The sequence below is a fragment of the Brevundimonas sp. genome (genome assembly GCF_046293315.1).
GTDB lineage: Bacteria > Pseudomonadota > Alphaproteobacteria > Caulobacterales > Caulobacteraceae > Brevundimonas.
Genome location: NZ_JBKBPF010000012.1, coordinates 1 through 20,307 on the forward strand (window position 1 = coordinate 1; position 20,307 = coordinate 20,307).

The window sequence follows — 20,307 nt, forward strand, 5'->3', positions numbered from 1 at the left end:
ACCCAACATCGCGGCGGCAAGGGCCGTTCGGGCGTGACCATGAAGGAAGAGGATGCCGTCGTCGGCGTGTTCTCGGCCTCGACCCACACGCCGGTGCTGTTCTTCGCCACCAACGGCAAGGCCTACAAGCTCAAGACCTGGCGCCTGCCGCTGGGCGGGCCGACCTCGCGCGGCAAGGCGTTCGTGAACCTGCTGCCCATCGAGCCGGGCGACACCATCATGAATGTGCTGCCCCTGCCCGAGGACGAGAGCGCCTGGGGCGACTACGACATCATGTTCGCCACCAAGTCCGGCGACGTGCGCCGCAACAAGCTGTCGGACTTCGCCACGGTCAACCGGGCCGGCAAGATCGCCATGAAGCTGGAAGACGGCGACCACATGGTGGGCGTGGGTCTGTGCCGCGCCGACGACGACATCCTGCTGACAACCGGTCTGGGCCGCGCCATCCGCTTCAAGGCCGACGACGTGCGGGTGTTCAAGGGGCGGGATTCCACCGGGGTGCGGGGCATCCGTCTGCAGGACGGGGACGAGGTCATCTCCATGGCCGTGCTGGGCCGCGTGGACGCCACGCCGGAAGAACGCGCCGCCTATGTGAAGCACGCCTCGGCCATGCGCCGCGCCGCCACCGGCGAGGATGAAACGCCGACGCCGGACGCCGATGAGGAAGCTGTGGCCGACGCCGCCCTCAGCATCGAGCGTATCGCCGAACTGGGCGCCGCCGAGCAGTTCATCCTGACGATCACCGACACCGGCTTCGGCAAGCGATCCTCGGCCTATGAGTATCGCCGCACGGGCCGGGGCGGGCAGGGGCTGACGGCCCACGGCCTGGGCGGACGGGCGGGCAATCGCCTGGCCGCCGCCTTCCCGGTGGAGGACAGCGACGAACTGCTGATGGTCACCTCGGGCGGCCAGATGATCCGTACGCCGGTCAGCCAGGTCCGCATCGTCGGCCGGTCCAGCCAGGGCGTCACCATCTTCCGCACCGCCGACGGCGAGCGCGTGGTCTCGGTGGAGCGCCTGCCGGAAGTGGCGGGCGACGAGGCCATCGCGGCCATCGAGGATGATGGCGAGGTCGGAGGCGGCGAAGAGTGATCCCGGCCCCGGCATGCTGACCCTTCTGGTCAACGGCGCGCCGGCGGAGCGGGATGATCTGCTGCATCTGGCGCTGGTGAACTACGGCGCCTTCACCTCGATGCAGGCGGAGCAGGGCTCCGACGGCCTTTGGGGCGTGCGGGGGCTGGACCTGCATCTGGCGCGTCTGCGCGACGCCGGGCTGGAGCTGTTCGGCGCGGCGCCGGACGAGGGCGAGATACGCGCCTGGATTCGTCAGGCCTTGAAGGATCAGTCCGGCGCGGCCTCTGTGCGGGTCAATCTGTTCAGCCGCGCGATCAGCGTGCGCGATCCGTCGGCGCGGGGGGCGCCCGACGTGATGGTGATGGCGGGGCCTGCGGCTGCCGAGCCAGCCGGTCCGCTGAAGCTGAGCGTGTCCCGCCATGTCCGTGAAGTCCCGCACCTGAAGCATGTCGCCACCTTCGGCCTGATCCGGGAACGGCGGGAGGCCATTGCGGCGGGCCACGATGACGTCCTGTTCGCGGACGACAACGGCCGCATCACCGAGGGCAGCATCTGGAACATCGGTTTCCTGAAGGACGACACGGTGGTGTGGCCCCAGGGCCCGATGCTGGCGGGTACGGGGCAGGCCCTGATCCAGCGGGGCCTGGAGGCCGTGGACGTGGCCACCGAGCACCGGCCGATCGCCTTGCCCGAGTTGCCCGACTTCGACGCCGCCTTCATCGTCAACGCAGCTACGGTCGGGGCGCCGGTCGCCGCTATCGGGGCGGTGCGGTACGCGGCGCGGCCCGACCTCACCGCCCTCGTGAAGAACGCGTGGCGATCAAACCCCTGTCAGGCGCTCTAGGTTCGGCGAAGTTCGGATGCTAGACCGAGGCGAACGTGGGGGAGATCAGGGCCTTATGCGCATCGGACTGTATCCGGGCACCTTCGATCCGGTGACCAACGGGCACATGGATATCATCGGCCGCGCCATGAAGCTGGTGGACCGGCTGGTCATCGGCGTGGCCCTGAACGACGACAAGGGCCCGCTGTTCACCACGGCGGAACGGGTGGAAATGCTGCGCGCCGAGGTGGCGCCGCTGAAGGCGGACATCGTGGTCGAGCCGTTCTCGACCCTGCTGATGCACTACGCCGAAGCCGTGAACGCCAATGTCATCGTACGGGGCCTGCGCGCTGTGGCGGACTTCGAATACGAGTTCCAGATGACGGCCATGAACCAGCGCCTTAACGCCGACATAGAGACCGTCTTTCTGATGGCTGATCCTCGCCACCAGGCCATCGCCTCCCGTCTCGTCAAGGAGATCGCCCGTCTGGACGGCGCGATCGAGAGTTTCGTCAGTCCCCGGGTGGCCGAGCGCGTCCGGGCCAAGGTTCTGCAAGCATGAAGTTTATGACCGGCCTGCTGGCCGCCGCCACCCTGACGGCCGCCGCCTCTTCCGCCCCGGCGCAGGACGCCGAGATCTGGCGCGATGTGACGCCCGAGAATCTGTGGGTCATAGACACCACCAAGGGCCGCATTCTGGTGGAGCTGGCGCCGGACATGGCGCCCCTGTCGGTGGAGCGTATCCAGACCCTGACCCGTCAGGGGTTCTACCAGAACCACGCCTTCCACCGGGTGATCCGCAACTTCATGGCCCAGACCGGCGATCCCACGGGGACCGGCGCGGGCGGCAGCGAGCTGCCGGATATTGCGGGGGAGTTCACCTTCCGGCGCAGCCGCCGCCCTGCCTTTGTTGAGACCCCGACGGGGCGCGAGGAGCGCGCAGTGTTCGGTCTTTACGGCGCCATGCCGGTGCGCACCCAGCCCGACGCCCAGATGTTCATCACGGCCGACAACCGCGTGGACGGCATGGGTTATTTCTGTCCCGGCGTGGTGGGCATGGCGCGCTCGGCCAGTCCGGACAGCGGCAACAGCCAGTTCTTTCTCATGACCGCCTATCGCGCGACCCTGAACGGCCAGTACACGCCCTTCGGCCGGGTGCTGGAAGGCCTGGACGTGGTCGAGGCGCTGAAGACCGGCTCGGATGATAACGACGGCGCCGTCACCAATCCTGACCGGATGCTCAACGCCCGCCTGGCCGCCGACATGCCCGAGGGCGAACGGCCCAGCGCCCAGGTGCTGGACGCCCGCTCGCCGCGCATGGCCGAGATCGTTCAGGCCGCCGTGGCCGAGCGCGGAAACCGTCTGAGCGTCTGCGACGTGGTTCCGCCGGTCCGCATCGAGGGTTGATAAGGGGAGGGGCCATGCGCCTGTCGATCATCGCCGCCGCCGCCATGCTGGCGGGCACATCTGTAGCGGCCCAGGAGGCGCCGGCGCCGGATGCCGCCGCCGCCACCGACTGGCGCACGGTGACACCCGAAAACCTGCTGGTGATCGACACCAGCCAGGGCCGGATTCTGGTGGAGATGTCGCCGCTGGCGGCGCCGGCGCATGTGGAACGGATGCGCGTGCTGGCCCGGCGCGGCTTCTATGACGGCATCGTCTGGCATCGGGTGATCGACTGGTTCATGGCCCAGACCGGCGATCCGCTGGGCACGGGCGACGGGCAGAGCCCCTATCCCGACCTGACCGGCGAATTCACCTTCCGGCGCGGACCGGCCATGCCCTTCACCCGGGTCGCCGATCCCATGGGCGCACCGGTGGGATTTCTGGGGTCCCTGCCGATCCAGACCCAGCCGGACGAGCTGATGGGCCGCACCGATGACGGCATGGTGCACGCCTGGGGGGTCTATTGCCCCGGCGTGGCGGGCATGGCGCGCGGCGACGATCCCGACAGCGCCAATAGTCAGTTCTTCCTGATGCGTCAGGCCTATCCGTCGCTGGACAAGCGGTACACCGCCTGGGGCCGGGTGGTCTCCGGCCTGGACGTGGTGCGGGCCATGAAGACCGGCGAGGAGCCGTCGGGCGCCGTGGCTGCGCCGCAGGACGTGATGACCGGCGTGCGGGTCGCGTCGGACATTCCGGCGGACCAGCGGCCGGTGGTGCGGGTTCTGGACACGGCGTCACCGGCCTTCGCCGCCATGGTGGAGCGGACGCGGGCGTCCCGAGGCGCGGACTTCTCGATCTGTGATCTCGAGCCCCCCACCGATGTGTCGATCCCGGGCGTTCAGGGCTCGACCTAGCGCCGTCGGCGGCGGCGGCGTCCGGCGTTCTCGCGGCCCTCTCGCATGGCGGTGAGCAGAAGGCCCTCGCGCAGGCCGCGGTCGGCGACCCGCACCCGCTCGCAGGGCCAGGCGCGCTGCACGGCCTCGAGGATGGCGGCGCCCGCCAGCACCAGATCGGCCCGCTGCGCCCCGATGCAGGCTTCGGCCGCGCGGCCTTTCGGTCCGAGAACCTTGAGACGGTCGGCGGCGCGTGTGCATTCGTCCCGCGTCATCCACAGGCCGTCGACGAGATTGCGGTCGTAGCGGGTCAGGCCCAGATGGACGCCCGCCAGGCTGGTGATGGCGCCCGAGGTGCCGATCAGATGCGCCTCGCCGGCGTCGAACAGGGGCCGCAGCGAGGATGCGCCCTCGTGGGCGGCCAGCCGTCCGTGCATGTCCTCCACCATGGACTCGTACCACGCGGCGGTGGGGGCGTCGGGTTCCGGGTGGCGTTCGGCGAGCGTGACGACGCCCAGCGGAGCAGACATCCAGCTGACCGTCTCGAATGAACTGCCGTCGTTGCGATCCGCTCGCCGGAGCCAGGAGACCTCGGTGGATCCGCCGCCCACATCCACCACCACGATGGCCTTCGCGGCAGGGTCGAACAGGTTCAGGCAGCCCTGAACCGACAGGCGCGCTTCTTCTTCGGGCGGGATGATGCGCAGGTCCAGGCCCGTGCCGTCGCCGACGCGCTTGAGGAAGATCGCGCCGTTGTCTGCCGAGCGGCAGGCCTGGGTCGCCACGGCGCGCACACGCCGGGTGTCGACGCCGCGCCGCGTGATCCGCTCGGCGCAGATGGCGAGCGCCTCATAGGCCCGGTCCATGGCGTCGGCGTCGAGATTGCCGGTGCGTGTCAGGCCTTCGCCCAGACGCACGATGCGGGAGAAGGAATCCACCACGCGGAAGCCGTCACGCGACGGACGCGCAATCAGCAACCGGCAATTGTTGGTCCCCAGATCCAGCGCAGCATACAGCGGCGCCTCGCGACCTGAAGGGGACCGGGCGCTGCGCTTGCCGCGCGCGCCGTCCGCCTCTGGCATGGCCAACCTTTCGTGGGCGCGTATCGGCAGCCCGTTCAAGGGGAGGTTAGGCGCATCCCCCCGTGATCGCCAAGCGCTTCCTGTCACAAAGATGAACAGGACGGCGGGCATCCCGCTCAGGTGGAGAGCCGTATCCTTCATGGATGTCCATTGAACGCACAGCCCGTTTCGGCCTCGGCCAGATCGTCCGCCACCGCGAACAGCCTCTCGAAGGCGTGGTGGTGGACGTGGACGCGGTCTGCGCCGTGCCCTTTGACGACGCGCGAGCGGATCAGCCGTTCTATCAGGTGTTCGCCTATGGCGATGACGGCGGCTACATCGCCTATGTGCCGGAGGACGCCCTGATGGCGAATCGCGAGCTGAAGCCGCTGAGCGCCGCCGAACAGGCCCAGTGGTTCACCACCGACCGGGCCGGCCGCCACGCGCCGCGGTCGCAACCGATCCACTGACGCACGTATTCCTTCGTGACCCGGGACAGACTAGATTTGTCCGATCATGAGGAGGCTGCATGTCTGATTTCACCCACGTCCATGAAACCCCGCCCGAGGGCGCGGCCGAGGACTGGACCATTCCTCAGGCATGGGAGTCCTACACCGACGTCGAGCATCAGACCTGGGTGACGCTGTACGAGCGGCAGATGAAGATCCTGCCCGGACGGGCGGCGGACGTGTTCCTGAAGGGGCTGGAGGCCCTGGATCTGCACGGCTCGGGCATTCCTGATTTCCGCGAGATGAATCAGAAGCTTGAGGCCCTGACCGGGTGGACGGTGGTGTGCGTGCCGGGGCTGGTGCCGGACGACGTATTTTTCGACCACCTGGCCAACCGCCGCTTTCCGTCGGGCCAGTTCATCCGCAAGCCGGATCAGCTGGACTATCTGCAGGAGCCGGACATCTTCCACGATGTGTTCGGCCACGTGCCGATGCTGACCGACCCGACCTTCGCCGACTACATGGAAGCCTACGGCAAGGGCGGTCAGCGGGCCGCCAGCCTGGGCATGCTGCCCAATCTGGCGCGGCTGTACTGGTATACGGTGGAGTTCGGCCTGATGGAGACGCCCGAGGGGTTGCGCATCTACGGCGCCGGCATCGTGTCCTCGTCCACCGAGAGCCAGTTCAGCCTCGAGGATCCGTCGCCCAATCGTCTGGGCTTTGATCTGGAGCGGGTGATGCGGACCCTGTACCGCATCGACGACTTCCAGCAGGTCTATTTCGTCATTCCGTCGATCGAGCAGCTGCGCGAGGTGACGCTGCAGGACTTCGGGCCCGTGTATGAGGGTCTGAAGGGCGCGCAGGACATCCCCGTCGATGCGATCCTGCCGTCGGACAAGGTCTTCACGCGCGGCTCCCAGGCCTATGCCGCCCGGGGCGGACGGTTCGCCAGGGCGGGGTGATCCTGCCGGAGAGCGCGCGCGCTGAAGCGCCCGTCAGCGCGGGTTGATGGGAAGGGAGCGGGGCGCCGGGCCATCGCCCGGTGTAAGGATAGACAAATACCGTTTCGACGAAGGCTGACGCCCCGCGTAATCGTTGTTCCAGAGCCCCCGGTGGGCACGCGTCTTAGGCGCTAGCCGGTGTTTAGGCCCCGGACGGGCAGGTGCGGACAGCGCTCCGCATCCTGGACCCGGCGAGTAATCCGCCCCGCCGCTCAGTCCCGCTCGATCACAGCCCGTCGCCGCAAGGTCGCCGGCCGAGCGCCCTTCCCGTGCGACGGGATGGGAGAAGCATACGGGCGCCGCGAACGCGGTCGGAAAAATGGACGAAGATTTTTCGCGAAGCCTTGTCCGCCAATGCATTGGCTCTGAAAAATGCGGGGGGTCGGGCGGACTTCGTCCCGCAATTTCCGCTCATCCCGGCGAAGGCCGGGATCCCGATGCACGGTCTCGTCGACAGGGTCAGTGATCCGGGTGGCCGTGCAAACCTTCTGCCTCCCGGCCTTATGATCTGGATCCCGGCCTTCGCCGGGATGAGCGGGTGTGAAACCGTCGGCTACGCTCAGCCTGCGCCCACGGCGGCTGACGCGCGTTCCAGCAGGGAGGCGGGGCTTTCGCCGGGGTGCAGTTCGGCGGAGCCGACCTCGAATTCCACCACGAAGGGCGGGCGCTCGGGGCCCGCGTCGAAGGCGGTGCAGCCGATGACGGCGGCGATCCGTTCGGCCGTCAGGCGGGCCGCCGCGCCGTGGGTGGCGGGCAGGGCCAGGGCGAACACCTCGGGCGCCAGGCGCGCGGCGGTGTCCTCGGCCCGCACAAGGCGCGACACCATGGCCCCGATCTGGGGCATGGCGCGGTCCAGCCAGCCGCCCTCGCGGGCCAGGGCGACCTCGCGGCCATAGACCACGCGCAGCACGCAGACCGACAGGGGACGGCCCCGCTCGCGGGCGCCCTCGGCGACGCGCGCCAGATGGGCGGCGAACAGGTCGCGGGTGAACAGGCCGGTGTCGGCATCCATCAGGCCCGAGCCGCGCGCCGCCTCCAGCGCCTTGCGGATGGCCTTCTGGCGGCGAAAGTCCCGGGCCAGCGCCACGATGCGCGCGGCGGTCTCGTGCTCCGGCGTGTCGGGGGAGGCCACGTCGGCGAAACCCCGGTTGTAGAGCTCGGACAGGTTGAGGTCGGTGACGTGGCGCAGGTAGAGCACCAGCGGAATGTGGAACAGGCGGGTGTTGCGCTTCATGCCCGCAGCGATGGACAGGGCGGGCGCGTGGTCCTCGCCGCCCCACAGCACCGCCGCGTCGAAGGGGCTTTCATGCAGATAGTCGAAGGCGGTGTAGGGGGTCGGGGCGGCCACGGCCTCGGCCCCGCTGGCCGACAGCGCGTTGGACAGGGCCAGAAACCGGCGATCCGCCACCCCGGCCGCCAGGACGCGAAGGGGCTTGCTGGAGGGGTCGGGCGCCTCCAGCGTCGCGCCCCGGGCGCTGAAGGTCGCCTGCCGCAGGGCGAACTCCTCCTCGGCCACAGCGCCGCGCACCAGTTGCTCGAGCCGCAGGGCCAGCTGGGCCGGGTGCGGCGGGCCGGTCATGATGAGGTCTGCGCCGGGCGCGTTCTGGCCCGGCTTCGACAGGGCCATGACGGGAAGGATGCGGGGCAGGGCGCGGGCCTTGAGGGCCGCGGGAGCGCCCGGCGCCGGGTCGGCGATCAGGGCCGCCTCGAAGGCCAGATCTTCCATGGCCGCCGCGCCGCCCTCCAGCGTGCGGGCTGTCAGGGTGCGCCAGCCGAGGGCGTCCAGCCCGGCGCACAGCGGCCCGGCCAGATCGTCGTCAGCCGCCACGACCAGTACGCGCGGATCGGGTCTCAAACTCGGAATCTCCGTCATGCGAGCCGGATTCGGCCGCGACCCCCCTGGGCCGATTCCGGCCCAGTCTAAAAGTGAGAGCCTGATTCACGGTATCGGTGGAACCGCGAGGCGATTCCACCTCCACCGATCAGGCTCTGAACTGGCGGGGACCATAGCGAGCCGCTCCCCTGCCATGCAACGGGATCGGGATTGGACATTGGAGCCCAAGGCACTTATCCACCGCCGCGATCTGCGCTAGAGCATGTTAACCGTGACGCGGGGGAGCACGTTTGACCCAATCGACGGACTTCACCTCGCTGGCCTTCTGGGGCCGGCTGGCGGGACGCGCGTTCAAGCGCAGCTGGGGCCGTGACGTCATGCTCTATACGGGCGGCGTTTCGTTCTTCGCGCTTCTGGCCGTGTTTCCGGCCATCGCCATCCTGATCGGCTTCTACAAGATCGTGCTGTCCAGCGGTCAGGCCACCGAACAGGCCGCCGCCCTGACCGAGATGCTGCCGGCGGCGGCGCAAGGCATCTTCATCAACGAGGTCGAGCGCATGACGGGCCTGTCGGCCCGGTCCATCTCGACCCAGAGCGCCATCGCCCTGGTTATCGGCGCCTACGCCGCGCACCGGGGGTTCAAGGCCCTTCTGGCCGGGCTGAACCTGATTCATGACGAGCCGGACCCGCACGGCTTCTTCCGCTTCAACCTGCTGGCCCTGGTGGTGGCGATCCTGGCCTTCACCCTGTTCACCGTGGTGTCGGGGGCTGTGGTGACGTCGCGCATCCTCAGCCACGCGTCAGAGACGGGCAGCTCGCTGTGGCTGGACGGGGTGTGGTCCACCGCAGGTCTGTTCATCGGCCTGACCTGCCTTTACCGCTACGCCATGGTGCACTCCAGCCGCGTCGCCTGGCGGGCGGCCATCGCGGGCGGGCTGGTGGCGACGGTCCTGTCGGCCACGGTGTCGTGGCTGTGCGTGGTCTATGTGGAACAGATCGTGGAACTGGGCGCCACCTATGGCTCCGTCGGCGCGGTGGTGGTGCTGCTGATCTGGCTGTCCTGGAACGTCAACGCCATCTTCTACGGCGGCGGCTTCGTCACCGAGATGGAGATGGTGCTGCGCCGTCGGGACGAGCCGCCGACCGAGGACGCGCCCGAGGTGGATACGGACGCCCGCGTCGTCAGCCTGCAGAGTCGTCGCCGCGCTCAACCGTGATGGCGAGCCAGCCGGCGTCCTCGCGCACCTCGACCACCCGGCCGCCCAGTTCGTGCATCAGGTGCGGCACGTCGATTCGGACCATGGGGTCGGTGGCCAGCAGGACCAGACGGGCGCCGGGCGCGGCGATCTCCAGCGCCTTGCGCAGGCGCAAGCTGGGCACCGGGCAGCGGTGGCCGCGCGCGTCGACGATGATGGGGACAGGACTGACCACGGGCTCTCCGCAGGGGGCGAATCCGGGCAGGGTGTGACGCATGGTGCGTCTCTCGTCCAGTTTGCCGGCGATGCTGATCGCCTTCTTCGCCCTGGCCGCGCCCGGTCAGGCGCAGACGCCGCGCGTTTCGCCGGACTATCACGCCCGGGTCTGGGTGGCCGGGTTCGAGACGCCCGTGGAAATCCGCCAGTCGGGCCTGCGTCGCCGCATCGAGGTGGCGCAGGGCGGTCTGGTCCAGACCTATATCGCCGACCGGGTGCGCGGTTCGTTGACGGTCATGACGGCCGGCGGACAGGGGCGGGTGGCGTTCGTCTTTCCCCTGCCGCGGGAGGAACAGATGTCGCCCCTGCCCATGGACCTGCTGGTGATCGAGCGCGGCGCGGCGCGGTTGAACCGGGTCGGCGCGTCGAGCATCGCGGGGCGGTCGTGCCAGCGCTATCGTTATTCCGGCTACATGGGACGCGCGGGATCGGTGTGCGCGACCCGCGAGGGGATCATCCTGGAGCTGCACCCGGACGGGCGTCAGCGGCCGCTGTATCAGGTGCTGAGCCTGACTCCGGCGCGCCAGGCGCCCAGCTGGTTCGCGCCCACGCCGGACTATCAGCTGGCGGTGCTGCCCGGGATCGGGGGCACGGTCGGCGCCCCGGCTACGCCAGCATCTCCACCATCATCCTGAGCGCGGTGCGGACAGACTCCAGCCGCACGCTGTCGCGGCCGATGTCGCCGAAGCGTTCCTCGCGGTGGATCAGCCGCCCGTCCTGATGGGCCACTGCGAAATGGACCAGGCCCACGGGCTTTTCCGTCGTGCCGCCGGTGGGCCCGGCGACGCCGGTGACCGACGCCGCCAGCCCGGCGCCCGACGCCTCCAGCGCGCCTTTGGCCATGGCCTCGGCCACCGAACGGGAGACCGCGCCGCGCAGGGCGATCAACTGGGGGTCGACTCCCAGCATCTGGGCCTTGGCCTCATTGGAATAGGTGACGAAGCCCCGGTCCACCGCCTTGGCCGAGCCGGACACGGTGGTCAGGGCGGCCACCAGCAGGCCCGCGGTGCAGCTTTCCGCCGTGGCCAGCATGATCCCGGCGTCGGAAGCGCGGTCTGTGATGGTCTTGGCCAGGGGTTCGATGTCGGCGGGAAACATGGCGTTCTCATCAGCTGGCGCGTCGCGGTAACGCGGGACAAGACGCCCGGTTTCCGGTTTAAGCGAGCGCTTTATTCACCGGACCGGTTGAATCCCGTCGCGATTCCGCTTCAACCGGTCAGGCTTCAGGGCGCCAGCAGGGAACGTGATGACTGACACCACCACCGAGGCCGAACCCGTCCGCGCGCGCCTGCGTGACCTGAACGATCCGGTGATCCCGGTCCTGTTCGGTCTGACGGTGTTCATGAGCGCCGCCCTGGTGTTCGTGGTCCAGCCCATGGTCACCAAGCTGATCCTGCCGTCGCTGGGCGGGTCGCCGGCGGTGTGGAACACCTCCATGGTGTTCTTCCAGGGCGCGCTGCTGGCCGGCTACGGCTACGCCCACCTGCTTCAGCGCATCCGATCGCTGCAGGCGCAGGTGATCGTGCATCTGGTGCTGCTGGTCATCGCGGCCCTGTTCCTGCCGCTGCAGGTGAGCGGGGTGTTCGGCGAACCGGACCCCGGCGCGCCCATCACCTGGCTGCTGCTGACCCTGGCCGCGTCCATCGGCGCGCCGTTCGCGGTGTTGTCGGCCACCGCGCCGCTGATGCAGGCCTGGTACGCGCGGGTCCGGGTCAACGAGCCGGACGGCAAGAACCCGTATGTTCTGTACGCCGCCAGCAATCTGGGCAGCTTCCTGGCGCTGTTGTCCTATCCGGTGCTGATCGAGCCGTTCCTGACGCTGTCGGGGCAGCGTATCGGCTGGAGCGTCGGTTACGGCCTGTTCGCCGCGCTGGTGGTGCTTCTGCTGTTCGCCGTGTGGAAACGGCGCGGGCAGGCGGGCGGGGCGGCGCCGCTGGCGGCCACCTCGCCGATTTCATGGCGGACGCGGGGGTTGTGGGTGCTGCTGGCCGCCGCGCCGTCCAGCCTGATGCTGGGGGTGACGGCGCACCTGTCGACGGACGTGGCCTCGGCGCCGTTCCTGTGGGTCATCCCGCTGGCGCTGTATCTGCTGACCTTCGTCATCGCCTTCCAGGCGCGGCCGTGGATTCCCATGCCGGCGACCTTCCTGGTGCAGGCGGCGCTGGTCTCCTCGATGATCGGCATGATGCCGTTCCAGAGCGGCGACTGGGCCTTCATGTTCCTGGTCCACATCGCAGCCTTCTTCTTCACCGCCCTGATGTGTCACCAGTTGCTGGCCGCGCGACGGCCGCCGCCGGACCGGCTGACCGAGTTCTATCTGCTGCTGTCGCTGGGCGGGGTGCTGGGCGGAATCTTCAGCGCCCTGATCGCGCCGGTGGTGTTCGACGTGGTGCGGGAATATCCGCTGGTGCTGATCCTGACGGCCCTGCTGCGGCCGTGGGGGCAGGGGCGCTTCACCCGGACGCAATGGGCGCTGTTACTGGCGATCCTGCCCCTGACCGTGGGGCCGCCGATGCTTTACGCGGCGCTCAGGACAAATCCCGAACTGCTGGCGATGGTCGGATGGGACACGGCGTTGTCGGCGTCACGGCTGGCGTTCCTGGCGGCCGGCATCTGCGCCTTCCTGCTGCGGGACCGGGCGGTGCTGTTCGCTGCGGCCCTGACCATGATCAGCCTGTCGGCCCACCACGTGGCCGAGCGGTACGACTTCCGCTACACCGAGCGCAGCTTCTTCGGCGTCATGCGGGTGGCGGAGTTCAATGATCCCGGCATGGGCGGCATGGTGCACATGATGATGCACGGCACCACCCTGCACGGGGCCCAGGCCCTTGATCCGGTGGAGGCGTGCAAGCCGGCGCTCTATTACGCGCCCTCCACCCCCATCGGCCAGGTCGCCGACGCGGTCCAGATCGATCGACCTGCGGTGTCCATGGGGGTGATCGGCCTGGGGGCCGGCGCCATGGCGGGCTATCGCCGCCCGGCCGACGACATCACCTTCTTCGAGATCGATCCCATGGTGGATCGGGTGGCCCGTGATCCGCGCTGGTTCACCTACATCAGCGACTGCGCCCAGGGGCCGGTGGCTACCGTGCTGGGCGACGCCCGCCTGACCCTGGCGCGTGAGCCGGACAACCGGTTCGACCTGCTGCTGGTGGACGCCTTCTCGTCCGACGCCATTCCGACCCACCTGCTGACCCGCGAGGCCATCGCGGAGTATCTGCGGGTGGTGAAGGACGACGGGGTGGTGATCCTGCACCTGTCCAACCGCCATCTGGAGCTGGCCATGCCCACGGTGAACGCCGCGCGGCAGCTGGGCGCCTTTGACCGGCATCAGATCTTCGTGGAACGCGACGGTCTGCCGGTCATGGCCGAGGCGTCCACCGAGGCCCTGATCCTGTCGCCGACAGAGGCGGGCATGGCTCTGTTCGAGAACGATCCGCGCTGGAAGACCATCGCGCCGAACGATGTGCGGGCCTGGACCGACGACTATGTGAACGTGGTCGGCGCGATCATGCGGGAGATGCGGTTCTCGCGGGGAGGGTGATCGACACCACCGCCTGGGCGGCCAGGCCTTCCTGACGGCCGGTGAAACCCAGACCCTCGCTGGTGGTGGCCTTGACGCTGACGGCGTCCAGCGGGACGTCCAGCAGCGCCGCCAGCCGCTCGCGCATGGCCAGCCGGTGCGGCTTGATCTTCGGCTGCTCGCAGATGAGCGTCACGTCCACATTGACGATGCGGCCGCCTCGGGCGCGCATGCGCTCCAGCGCGTGGACCAGGAACTGGTCGGAGGCCGCGCCCTTCCATTGAGAATCGCTGGGCGGGAAGTGGTCGCCGATGTCGCCGTCGCCCATGGCGCCCAGGATGGCGTCGGTCAGGGCGTGCAGCCCGGCGTCAGCGTCGGAATGGCCCACCAGCGCCTGTGTGTGGGGGATGGCCACGCCGCACAGCCAGGCGGTGTCGCCGGGGCCCCAGCGGTGCACGTCATAGCCCTGCCCGATGCGGGTCTCGCGCGCGATCATCTGTTGAGCCAGGGCGAAATCCTCCGGGTAGGTCAGCTTCATCAGGCGCGGGTCGCCGGGGACGAGACGCACGGTCCCGCCCGCGCGCTCCACCACCGCCGCGTCGTCGGTGGGGTTCTCGCCGGCCGGCCAGACGGCCCAGGCGTCGCGGAAGGTCTTCAGACGTGCGGCCTGAGGGGTCTGGGCCCGCCAAAGGCCGTCGCGCGGCTCGGTCGCGGCGACGAGGCCGTCAGCGCCCTGGCGTTTGAGGGTGTCGGGCACGGGCAGGGCCAGCAGGGCGGCGTCCGCCCCCTCCAACGCATCCAGCAGGCGGGTGATGTGATCGGCGGTCAGGAACGGCCGAGCCGCGTCGTGGATCAGGACCGGCGCATCGTCCGGCGCGGACAGGGCGGCCAGTCCGGCCTGAACCGAGGTCGCGCGCGTGGCGCCGCCCGCCACGCTGCGCCAGCCCGAGAGGCCGGTCAGGGCTTCGGCGACCTGATCCTCGCCGCCCGCAGGCGCGACCACGATCACCTCACCCGCGCCGGCATCCAGCAGCGCGCCCACCGACCAGGCCAGCAGGGGCCGTCCGCCCAGAGCGCGCCACTGCTTGGGGCCGCCCGCGCGCGAACCCGAACCCGCCGCCACCACGATCGCTGAAAAAGACATGCCGGTCTTCTAGAGCAAATGCGGGTCGGAACAATCGATCACGTCGTTCGCTTTGTGCTGTGAAAGAGGGAGTCCGCCATGATCCGTCCGTTTGTCGTCGTCGCGTCCGCCGCCGCCTTGCTGGTGGCCGCCTGCGCCAGCCTGTCGCCCTATGGGCCGCAGATGGGCGATTCCGGGCAGGGGTATTCGGAACAGCGCATCGAGAGCGATCGCTGGCGGGTGACCTATCGCGGTGTGGGCGATCCCGGCCCGGTCGCGGACTACGCCCTGCTGCGCGCGGCCGAGCTGACGCTTCAGAACGGCGATGAGTGGTTCGAAGTGACCCAGCGCTGGATCGACGGGCGCGCCAGCCAGGGCGGTGTCCGGCCCAGCGTCTCGATCGGCGGCGGGTCTGGAAGCTATGGCGGCTACCGCACCTCGGGCGTCGGTGTCGGCGTGGGCCTGAACATCTCCGGCGAGCAACCGACCTCGACGGTGATGGAAATCCGCACCGGCGCCGGCCCGCGTCCCAACCGTCCGGAAGTCTATGACGCCCGCAGCGTGCGGGACTCGCTGGGGGCGCGTTATTAGGTCCTATACCTGCAAGTCGCGCTAAAATAGTTCATTGATTTCAATATGCCGTAGTCCCTCGGGCTTGTCCCGAGGGACTACGGCGAAAAGCAGTCTCGGCAGGTGGACTGATTTACAGGGACAGACCCTAAACTCGCCCTCGCGTCAGGTTGCGGTATTCCACCAGGCGCTCCTTGTCGCGGCGCACCTGGTCGGCCACGGCGTTGTCGACATCCAGCGAGGCGTAGCGGACCCAGCCTTCGATCCCCAGCTTGTCCTGGATGGCGGCCACCGGCGTCTGCCACAGGAAATAGGACATCCATGACACCCCGGCCCCGAGCGCGATGGCCAGGCCCTGCAGGATGCGGAATTCCGTCTCGTTGACCCCAAGCACGGCCTGCATGGCGAACAGCCAGAGCCAGAGCAGGAACACCAGCGGCGTCATGAAGCGGCTGAACCAGCGCATCCAGTAGCGCTCGCGCCGCACCCGCCACAGCTCCATCTGGACGAATTTCTCCAGGTACTCCATGCGTGCGCCCAGCCACATGGTCAGGCGGGTCAGGTACATGGCGCGCTGCCCCCAGCCCTTGCCGTCGGTCTGGAACTGGGTCTCGGCCTGGTCGGCCACGGCGCGGGCGTTGGTGAACAGGTTCTGCAGCTCGCGCGTGCGCTGGACGATCTCGCGAGAGAGTTCGTAGGAGTCGTTCTCCAGCCGGAAGCGGTACTGGGTGAACAGGATAGCGTTCAGACCCCAGTACAGCCCCACCGTAAGGGCCATGGCGATGGCGGCCATGGCGACGCCCCCGGCGGTCGTGCCGGTCCAGTCGGTGAACCAGGTCGGCCCCAGGGTGGCCAGCAGGGTGAAGGCGATCAGGGCCAGGGCCTGGTTCATCCGCTTGATGGCCACATGGGTGCACAGCCGCCGGAACACCGAGCGTCCATAGCGGTGGATGCGCCCGCGCATGTCCGAGTCCACCGGAAAGCGTTCCTGGATCTGGCGATGGAACAGGACGTGGAAACGGTCCGGCTTTCCATCGCTCTCCCAGAAGGGAAAGATGTCCAGCGGCTGGTTGAAATACTCGTCGATGTGATCCGAGATGTGCTGGATCGCTTCGGGATCGTTGGAGAAATACTCGCTTTCCTGAATCGGCCGGTCGATGCCCTCACGGGAGCGCGTGCGTTCGGCGTCGGGCTCGCGCACGGGATGGGGAACGCTGCGATCCGGCAGATCGGCCGCGCCTGGCGGTGGGGCGGAGGCGGGGGCCGCCATGACCGGCGTCGGTTGCGCCATGGGATGAGCCGTGGGCTCAGTCGCCGGTTCCGGCGGCGGCGCGGCGGGCGCGTGCGGCTCCTGTTGCGACATGACTGATCCCCAAACCCCGTTCGCTCAACGGGTTCTATGCTGAAAGCGCGCGCACGACCATGCGGCTTCGCCTCAGGCGCGAACCCGCATTAACCCTATCGCCCGGCGTGGGGTGGGCAAGTGAACTTTATGATAGGCCGCCCGGGCCTACTGACCCGGCTGATAGGGCTGGGGCCCGGCGCTGTAGCCGGTCCCGCGCGCCAGATCCTCGGACAGCCGCAGCGGCCCCGTGCCGCCGTTCAGACGGGCGCGGTAGATCTGCACGTTCTCCATCACCCGCATCATGTAATTGCGCGTCTCGGTGAAGGGGACGCACTCGATGAAGTCCGGCGGGAACGTCGCGCCGCCGCGCGGATCGCCGCAGCGGGCGGTCCACTGAGGCGCCCGGCCCGGGCCGGCGTTGTAGCCCACCGTGGACAGCAGCCACGACCCGCCGAAGCGGTCGGACAGCTCCTGCAGATGATAGCTGCCCAGCTGCATGTTGTAGTCGGCCTCCCACAGGCGCTCGGGGCTGTAAGGCAGGCCCATGCGGCGCGCCACGGCCGAGGCGGTGGCGGGCAGGAACTGCATCATGCCGCGCGCGTCGGCATGGGAGCGGGCGCGGGGGTCGAAGCTGCTTTCCTGGCGGGTGATGGCCAGGGTGAACTCGATGGGCGCCGCGCCGGGCACGGCGGTGGGGATCTGGATCGGATACTGACGCTCGGGCAGCAGGAAGCCCCGCTGGCTGGCGGCGCGGCCGATCATCATGGAAGTGAACCACTCGCCGTAGCCGCGCGACATGTCGATCAGCTGGGCCAGCTCCATGGGGCCCTCGACGATGTCATCAGCATGATAGACGAAGGTGTTGAAGAGGCCGCCTTCGCCCGCCTCGGCCACGATGCGCGCCGCGCGCACCAGCTCCAGCGCCTCGAACCGCGCGCGGTCGGCGTCGGTGGGGTCGGGATCGCCCGGCAGGGTGATGGTGGTCTGGCCGGCCTTCTCGGCGGCCAGCTGGCCGTAGAAGCTCTGGATGTGCTGGCCGCCCTGGGCGTACCACCGCTGGGCCCCTTGCGTGTCCCCCGCAGCCTCGGCCGCACGGCCCAGCCAGTACAGGGCCCGGCCCTGGGTGATCGGGGTGGAGGACATCTGGCGCAGCGCCTCGAAATGGCGCGCCGCTGTGGCCGGATCGTTCAGGCGGGTCAGGGCGACCCAGCCGGCGAAGAACTCGGCGTCGACCGCCCGCTCGCCGCGCTGGAAGCCGTGACCGGCCATGGAGTTGTAGGCCGCCTGCCAGTTGCGGACCTGCAGGGCGTCCAGGAAATAGTTGCGCCGCTCGGTCCACAGGGTGTTCTGGCCCGAGGTGTGGCTGGGGGCGGGCGGCAGGTATTGCAGCAGCGCGTAGGCTTCGGACTGTCGGCTCTGGGACCGCAGCAGACGAACGCGCTCCAGAACGATGCCCGGATCCTGGGCGTGGCTCATGGACAGGCCGGCGACGACCGTGTCCGGGGCGTAGGCGCTGCGCAGGGTCATGTGGGCGCTGGCGATGGCGCGGCGCTCGGCCGAGGCCAGATTGAGCATCTGGGAGGTGGCCGGGCCGTGGGGACCCAGCAGCAGCATGGACAGGCGGGTGTCGTGGTCGTCCTGGGTCAGGTAACGGCCGAAGCGGTCCAGCATGCGCTGCTGCTCGGGCGCCTCGAACGACTGGTCACGCCACCAGGTGCGGACCAGGGTGCGGGCTTCCTCGGTGCGGCCGGCCTGCTCCAGAGCCCCGGCCAGCGCCAGGGCGCCCTGAACGGTGGCCGGCTGGGTCTGGCCGAAGAAGGACAGCACCCCGTCGGCGGGCATGGCGGCGCGCTCCAGCGCCACTTCCCCGTGGGCGCGTCGGGTGTCGTAACGGGGCCAGTCGGCCATGCCGGCGTTGGCTGCGGCGAGGGCGGCGTAGCTGAGCTGGTCGCCGGCCGTGTCGATCAGGGCCCACTCCACCAGCTTGCGCGCCGTCGGATCGCTGATGCGGGCGGCGGCGTCCTGGGCGCGGATCACGTCACGGGCCCTGGCGGCGGCCAGTCCCTCACGGAACAGGGCCATGTCCGACGCGCTGATGGAGGCGGCGCCCTGATAGGTGCGGGTGACCGCAGGCTGGCTCGCCACCTGCTCATAGGGCACCGGCTGCGCCATGCCAGAAGCCAGCAGAGCTGCGATCAGTTGTACGAACATGATAAGTCCTGGTCCCATCATCAGTGTTGCGGCGGTCGCCGTGGCGACCTATTCCCGTTGTCCATCAAGGCGCTCGCCGCCTCATTTTTCACGCCTGGACTGCTATCCGACATGACTGCTCCCCTGTTCAAGGGCGTCATCACCGCCCTGATCACACCTCTTCGTGACGGAAAGGTGGACGAAGCCGCCTTCACCGCCCTGGTGGAGCGTCAGATCGCCGCCGGCGTGCAGGGTCTGGTGCCCATGGGCACCACGGGCGAGAGCGCGACGCTCCATCCCGAAGAGCACCACAGGGTGGTTGAACTGTGCGTGAACGTGGCCGCCGGGCGCGTGCGCGTCATCGCCGGGGCGGGCGCCTCGGCCACCGACAAGGCCATAGATCTGGCCCGGCGCGCCAAGGCGGTCGGCGCGGACGGCGCCCTGATCGTCACGCCCTACTACAACCGGCCCAGTCAGGAGGGCCTGTTCCAGCATTTCCACGCCGTGGCAGAAGCGGTGCAACTGCCGGTGCTGCTCTACAACGTGCCCGCACGGACGGGCGTGGATCTGGCCAACGAGACGGTGGAGCGGCTGGCGGCCCATCCCAACATCGTCGGCATCAAGGACGCCACCGGCGACATGGGCCGGATCAGCCGCATGCGCGCGGCCACGGCCATGGATGGGTTCGCCCTGATCTCTGGAGACGACCCGAGCTGGCTGGGTTACATGGCCCACGGGGGTCACGGAGTGATCTCGGTCACGTCGAACGTGGCGCCCGAGGGCATGGTGGCCCTGTACGACGCGGTCATGAGCGGCGATCTGGAAAGCGCGCGGCTGTGGCAGGACCGGCTGATCGCCCTGCACCGGGCCCTGTTCCTGGACGCGTCCCCGGCGCCGGCCAAATACGCCCTGGCGCGGCTGGGCCTGTGCGGCGAGGACCTGCGCCTGCCGCTGGTCCCCTGCAACGATGCGGTGAAGCCCGCCATCGACGAGGCCATGCGAACGGCGGGGCTGATCTGATGGCCGAGAAGCCCACCAAGACCATCGCCGAGAACCGCCGCGCCCGCTTCGACTACTTCCTCGAGGACTACATGGAGGCGGGCATCGCCCTACTGGGCACCGAGATCAAGGCGCTGCGCGACGGCCGGGCCAATATCGCGGAGTCCTATGCGGCGGTGGAGGGGCGCGAGATCGTTTTGGTCAATTCCGACATCCCGCCCTACAAGCAGGCCAACCGCTTCAACCATGAGCCGCGACGTCACCGGAAGCTGCTGCTGCACAGGAAGCAGATCGACAAGCTGATCGGGGCCGTCCAGCGCGAAGGCCGCACCATCATACCGGTGCGGCTGTATCTGAACGAAAAGGGCAAGGCCAAGCTCGAGATCGCCCTGGCCAAGGGCAAGAAGAACCACGACAAGCGTGAAGCGGTCGCCGAGCGCGACTGGCAGCGGGACAAGGCCCGCCTGATGCGCGACAAGGGCTGACCGGAGCCTGATCGGTTGAAGTGGAATCGCTTCGCGATTCCACTGATGCCGTGAATCAGGCTCCAGATTAAAGCGAGAG

The 20,307-nt window shown here is 69.0% G+C and carries 20 protein-coding genes; 13 read left to right on the top strand and 7 right to left on the bottom strand.

Features of this window, described 5'->3' with window-relative positions:
* The 5 genes from ACK4SE_RS11275 to ACK4SE_RS11295 form a co-directional block, all read left to right on the top strand.
* Positions 1-1,092: DNA gyrase C-terminal beta-propeller domain-containing protein (locus tag ACK4SE_RS11275; RefSeq protein ID WP_409692579.1), on the top strand; the 1,092-nt coding region annotated here is incomplete at its 5' end.
* 13 nt (positions 1,093-1,105) lie between these two features.
* Positions 1,106-1,918: an aminotransferase class IV gene (locus ACK4SE_RS11280; RefSeq protein WP_409692582.1), complete on the top strand. Its 813-nt coding sequence runs from the start codon at positions 1,106-1,108 to the stop codon at positions 1,916-1,918.
* A 55-nt stretch (positions 1,919-1,973) separates the two neighbouring features.
* Positions 1,974-2,459, top strand: a complete 486-nt coding sequence (gene coaD, locus ACK4SE_RS11285; protein WP_409692584.1) for a pantetheine-phosphate adenylyltransferase — start codon at positions 1,974-1,976, stop codon at positions 2,457-2,459.
* On the top strand, positions 2,456-3,304 hold the full coding sequence (locus ACK4SE_RS11290) for a peptidylprolyl isomerase (RefSeq protein ID WP_409692586.1): 849 nt from the start codon (positions 2,456-2,458) through the stop codon (positions 3,302-3,304). Before coaD ends, ACK4SE_RS11290 begins: the two co-directional genes overlap by 4 nt.
* Positions 3,305-3,318: 14 nt before the next feature.
* A complete protein-coding gene (locus tag ACK4SE_RS11295) occupies positions 3,319-4,197 on the top strand; it encodes a peptidylprolyl isomerase (RefSeq protein ID WP_409692589.1) in 879 nt (292 codons plus the stop codon).
* On the opposite strand, the gene ACK4SE_RS11300 is transcribed toward ACK4SE_RS11295, so the two are convergent.
* Positions 4,194-5,258 (bottom strand): Ppx/GppA phosphatase family protein, encoded by a 1,065-nt coding sequence (locus ACK4SE_RS11300; protein ID WP_409692592.1) that lies wholly within the window; start codon positions 5,256-5,258, stop codon positions 4,194-4,196. The two genes, ACK4SE_RS11295 and ACK4SE_RS11300, sit on opposite strands and share 4 nt — an antisense overlap.
* A gap of 143 nt (positions 5,259-5,401) precedes the next feature.
* Here ACK4SE_RS11300 and hspQ point away from each other — a divergent pair, with 143 nt between their 5' ends.
* Together hspQ and phhA are read left to right on the top strand one after the other, a co-directional pair.
* Complete coding sequence (gene hspQ, locus ACK4SE_RS11305) at positions 5,402-5,707, top strand: heat shock protein HspQ (protein ID WP_409692595.1); 306 nt, start codon at positions 5,402-5,404, stop codon at positions 5,705-5,707.
* Between the two features lie 59 nt (positions 5,708-5,766).
* On the top strand, positions 5,767-6,648 hold the full coding sequence (phhA, locus tag ACK4SE_RS11310; protein ID WP_409692597.1) for a phenylalanine 4-monooxygenase: 882 nt from the start codon (positions 5,767-5,769) through the stop codon (positions 6,646-6,648).
* A 598-nt stretch (positions 6,649-7,246) separates the two neighbouring features.
* Here phhA and ACK4SE_RS11315 read toward each other — a convergent pair.
* Entirely contained in the window at positions 7,247-8,542 is a 1,296-nt protein-coding gene (locus tag ACK4SE_RS11315; protein WP_409692600.1) for a diguanylate cyclase domain-containing protein, read from the bottom strand.
* A gap of 269 nt (positions 8,543-8,811) precedes the next feature.
* Here ACK4SE_RS11315 and ACK4SE_RS11320 point away from each other — a divergent pair, with 269 nt between their 5' ends.
* Positions 8,812-9,738, top strand: coding sequence for a YihY/virulence factor BrkB family protein (locus tag ACK4SE_RS11320; protein ID WP_409692603.1), 927 nt, complete (start codon positions 8,812-8,814; stop codon positions 9,736-9,738).
* Here ACK4SE_RS11320 and ACK4SE_RS11325 read toward each other — a convergent pair.
* Entirely contained in the window at positions 9,704-9,994 is a 291-nt protein-coding gene (locus ACK4SE_RS11325) for a sulfurtransferase TusA family protein (RefSeq protein WP_409692605.1), read from the bottom strand. The genes ACK4SE_RS11320 and ACK4SE_RS11325 overlap by 35 nt on opposite strands.
* Between ACK4SE_RS11325 and ACK4SE_RS11330 the strand changes: the two genes are divergently transcribed.
* Positions 9,993-10,628, top strand: coding sequence for a hypothetical protein (locus ACK4SE_RS11330; protein ID WP_409692608.1), 636 nt, complete (start codon positions 9,993-9,995; stop codon positions 10,626-10,628). The genes ACK4SE_RS11325 and ACK4SE_RS11330 overlap by 2 nt on opposite strands.
* On the opposite strand, the gene ACK4SE_RS11335 is transcribed toward ACK4SE_RS11330, so the two are convergent.
* Positions 10,600-11,091 carry a CinA family protein gene (locus ACK4SE_RS11335; RefSeq protein ID WP_409692611.1) on the bottom strand — a complete coding sequence of 164 codons (492 nt, stop codon included), beginning with the start codon at positions 11,089-11,091 and terminating at the stop codon, positions 10,600-10,602. The genes ACK4SE_RS11330 and ACK4SE_RS11335 overlap by 29 nt on opposite strands.
* Positions 11,092-11,239: 148 nt before the next feature.
* Here ACK4SE_RS11335 and ACK4SE_RS11340 point away from each other — a divergent pair, with 148 nt between their 5' ends.
* Entirely contained in the window at positions 11,240-13,537 is a 2,298-nt protein-coding gene (locus ACK4SE_RS11340) for a spermidine synthase (protein WP_409692614.1), read from the top strand.
* On the opposite strand, the gene ACK4SE_RS11345 is transcribed toward ACK4SE_RS11340, so the two are convergent.
* Positions 13,503-14,660 carry a bifunctional 2-C-methyl-D-erythritol 4-phosphate cytidylyltransferase/2-C-methyl-D-erythritol 2,4-cyclodiphosphate synthase gene (locus ACK4SE_RS11345; RefSeq protein WP_409692617.1) on the bottom strand — a complete coding sequence of 386 codons (1,158 nt, stop codon included), beginning with the start codon at positions 14,658-14,660 and terminating at the stop codon, positions 13,503-13,505. The two genes, ACK4SE_RS11340 and ACK4SE_RS11345, sit on opposite strands and share 35 nt — an antisense overlap.
* A 78-nt stretch (positions 14,661-14,738) precedes the next feature.
* On the opposite strand from ACK4SE_RS11345, the gene ACK4SE_RS11350 reads away from it, so the two are divergent.
* Entirely contained in the window at positions 14,739-15,230 is a 492-nt protein-coding gene (locus ACK4SE_RS11350; protein ID WP_409692619.1) for a CC0125/CC1285 family lipoprotein, read from the top strand.
* Between the two features lie 127 nt (positions 15,231-15,357).
* Here ACK4SE_RS11350 and ACK4SE_RS11355 read toward each other — a convergent pair whose 3' ends face one another.
* Both ACK4SE_RS11355 and ACK4SE_RS11360 read right to left on the bottom strand, forming a co-directional pair.
* Positions 15,358-16,572 (bottom strand): hypothetical protein, encoded by a 1,215-nt coding sequence (locus ACK4SE_RS11355; RefSeq protein WP_409692622.1) that lies wholly within the window; start codon positions 16,570-16,572, stop codon positions 15,358-15,360.
* 147 nt (positions 16,573-16,719) lie between these two features.
* Positions 16,720-18,765: a transglycosylase SLT domain-containing protein gene (locus tag ACK4SE_RS11360; RefSeq protein ID WP_409692625.1), complete on the bottom strand. Its 2,046-nt coding sequence runs from the start codon at positions 18,763-18,765 to the stop codon at positions 16,720-16,722.
* 111 nt (positions 18,766-18,876) lie between these two features.
* On the opposite strand from ACK4SE_RS11360, the gene dapA reads away from it, so the two are divergent.
* Together dapA and smpB are read left to right on the top strand one after the other, a co-directional pair.
* Complete coding sequence (dapA, locus tag ACK4SE_RS11365) at positions 18,877-19,764, top strand: 4-hydroxy-tetrahydrodipicolinate synthase (protein ID WP_409692628.1); 888 nt, start codon at positions 18,877-18,879, stop codon at positions 19,762-19,764.
* A complete protein-coding gene (gene smpB, locus ACK4SE_RS11370; RefSeq protein WP_409692630.1) occupies positions 19,764-20,228 on the top strand; it encodes an SsrA-binding protein SmpB in 465 nt (154 codons plus the stop codon). The genes dapA and smpB overlap by 1 nt, the downstream gene beginning before the upstream one ends.
* Positions 20,229-20,307 lie beyond the last annotated feature (79 nt).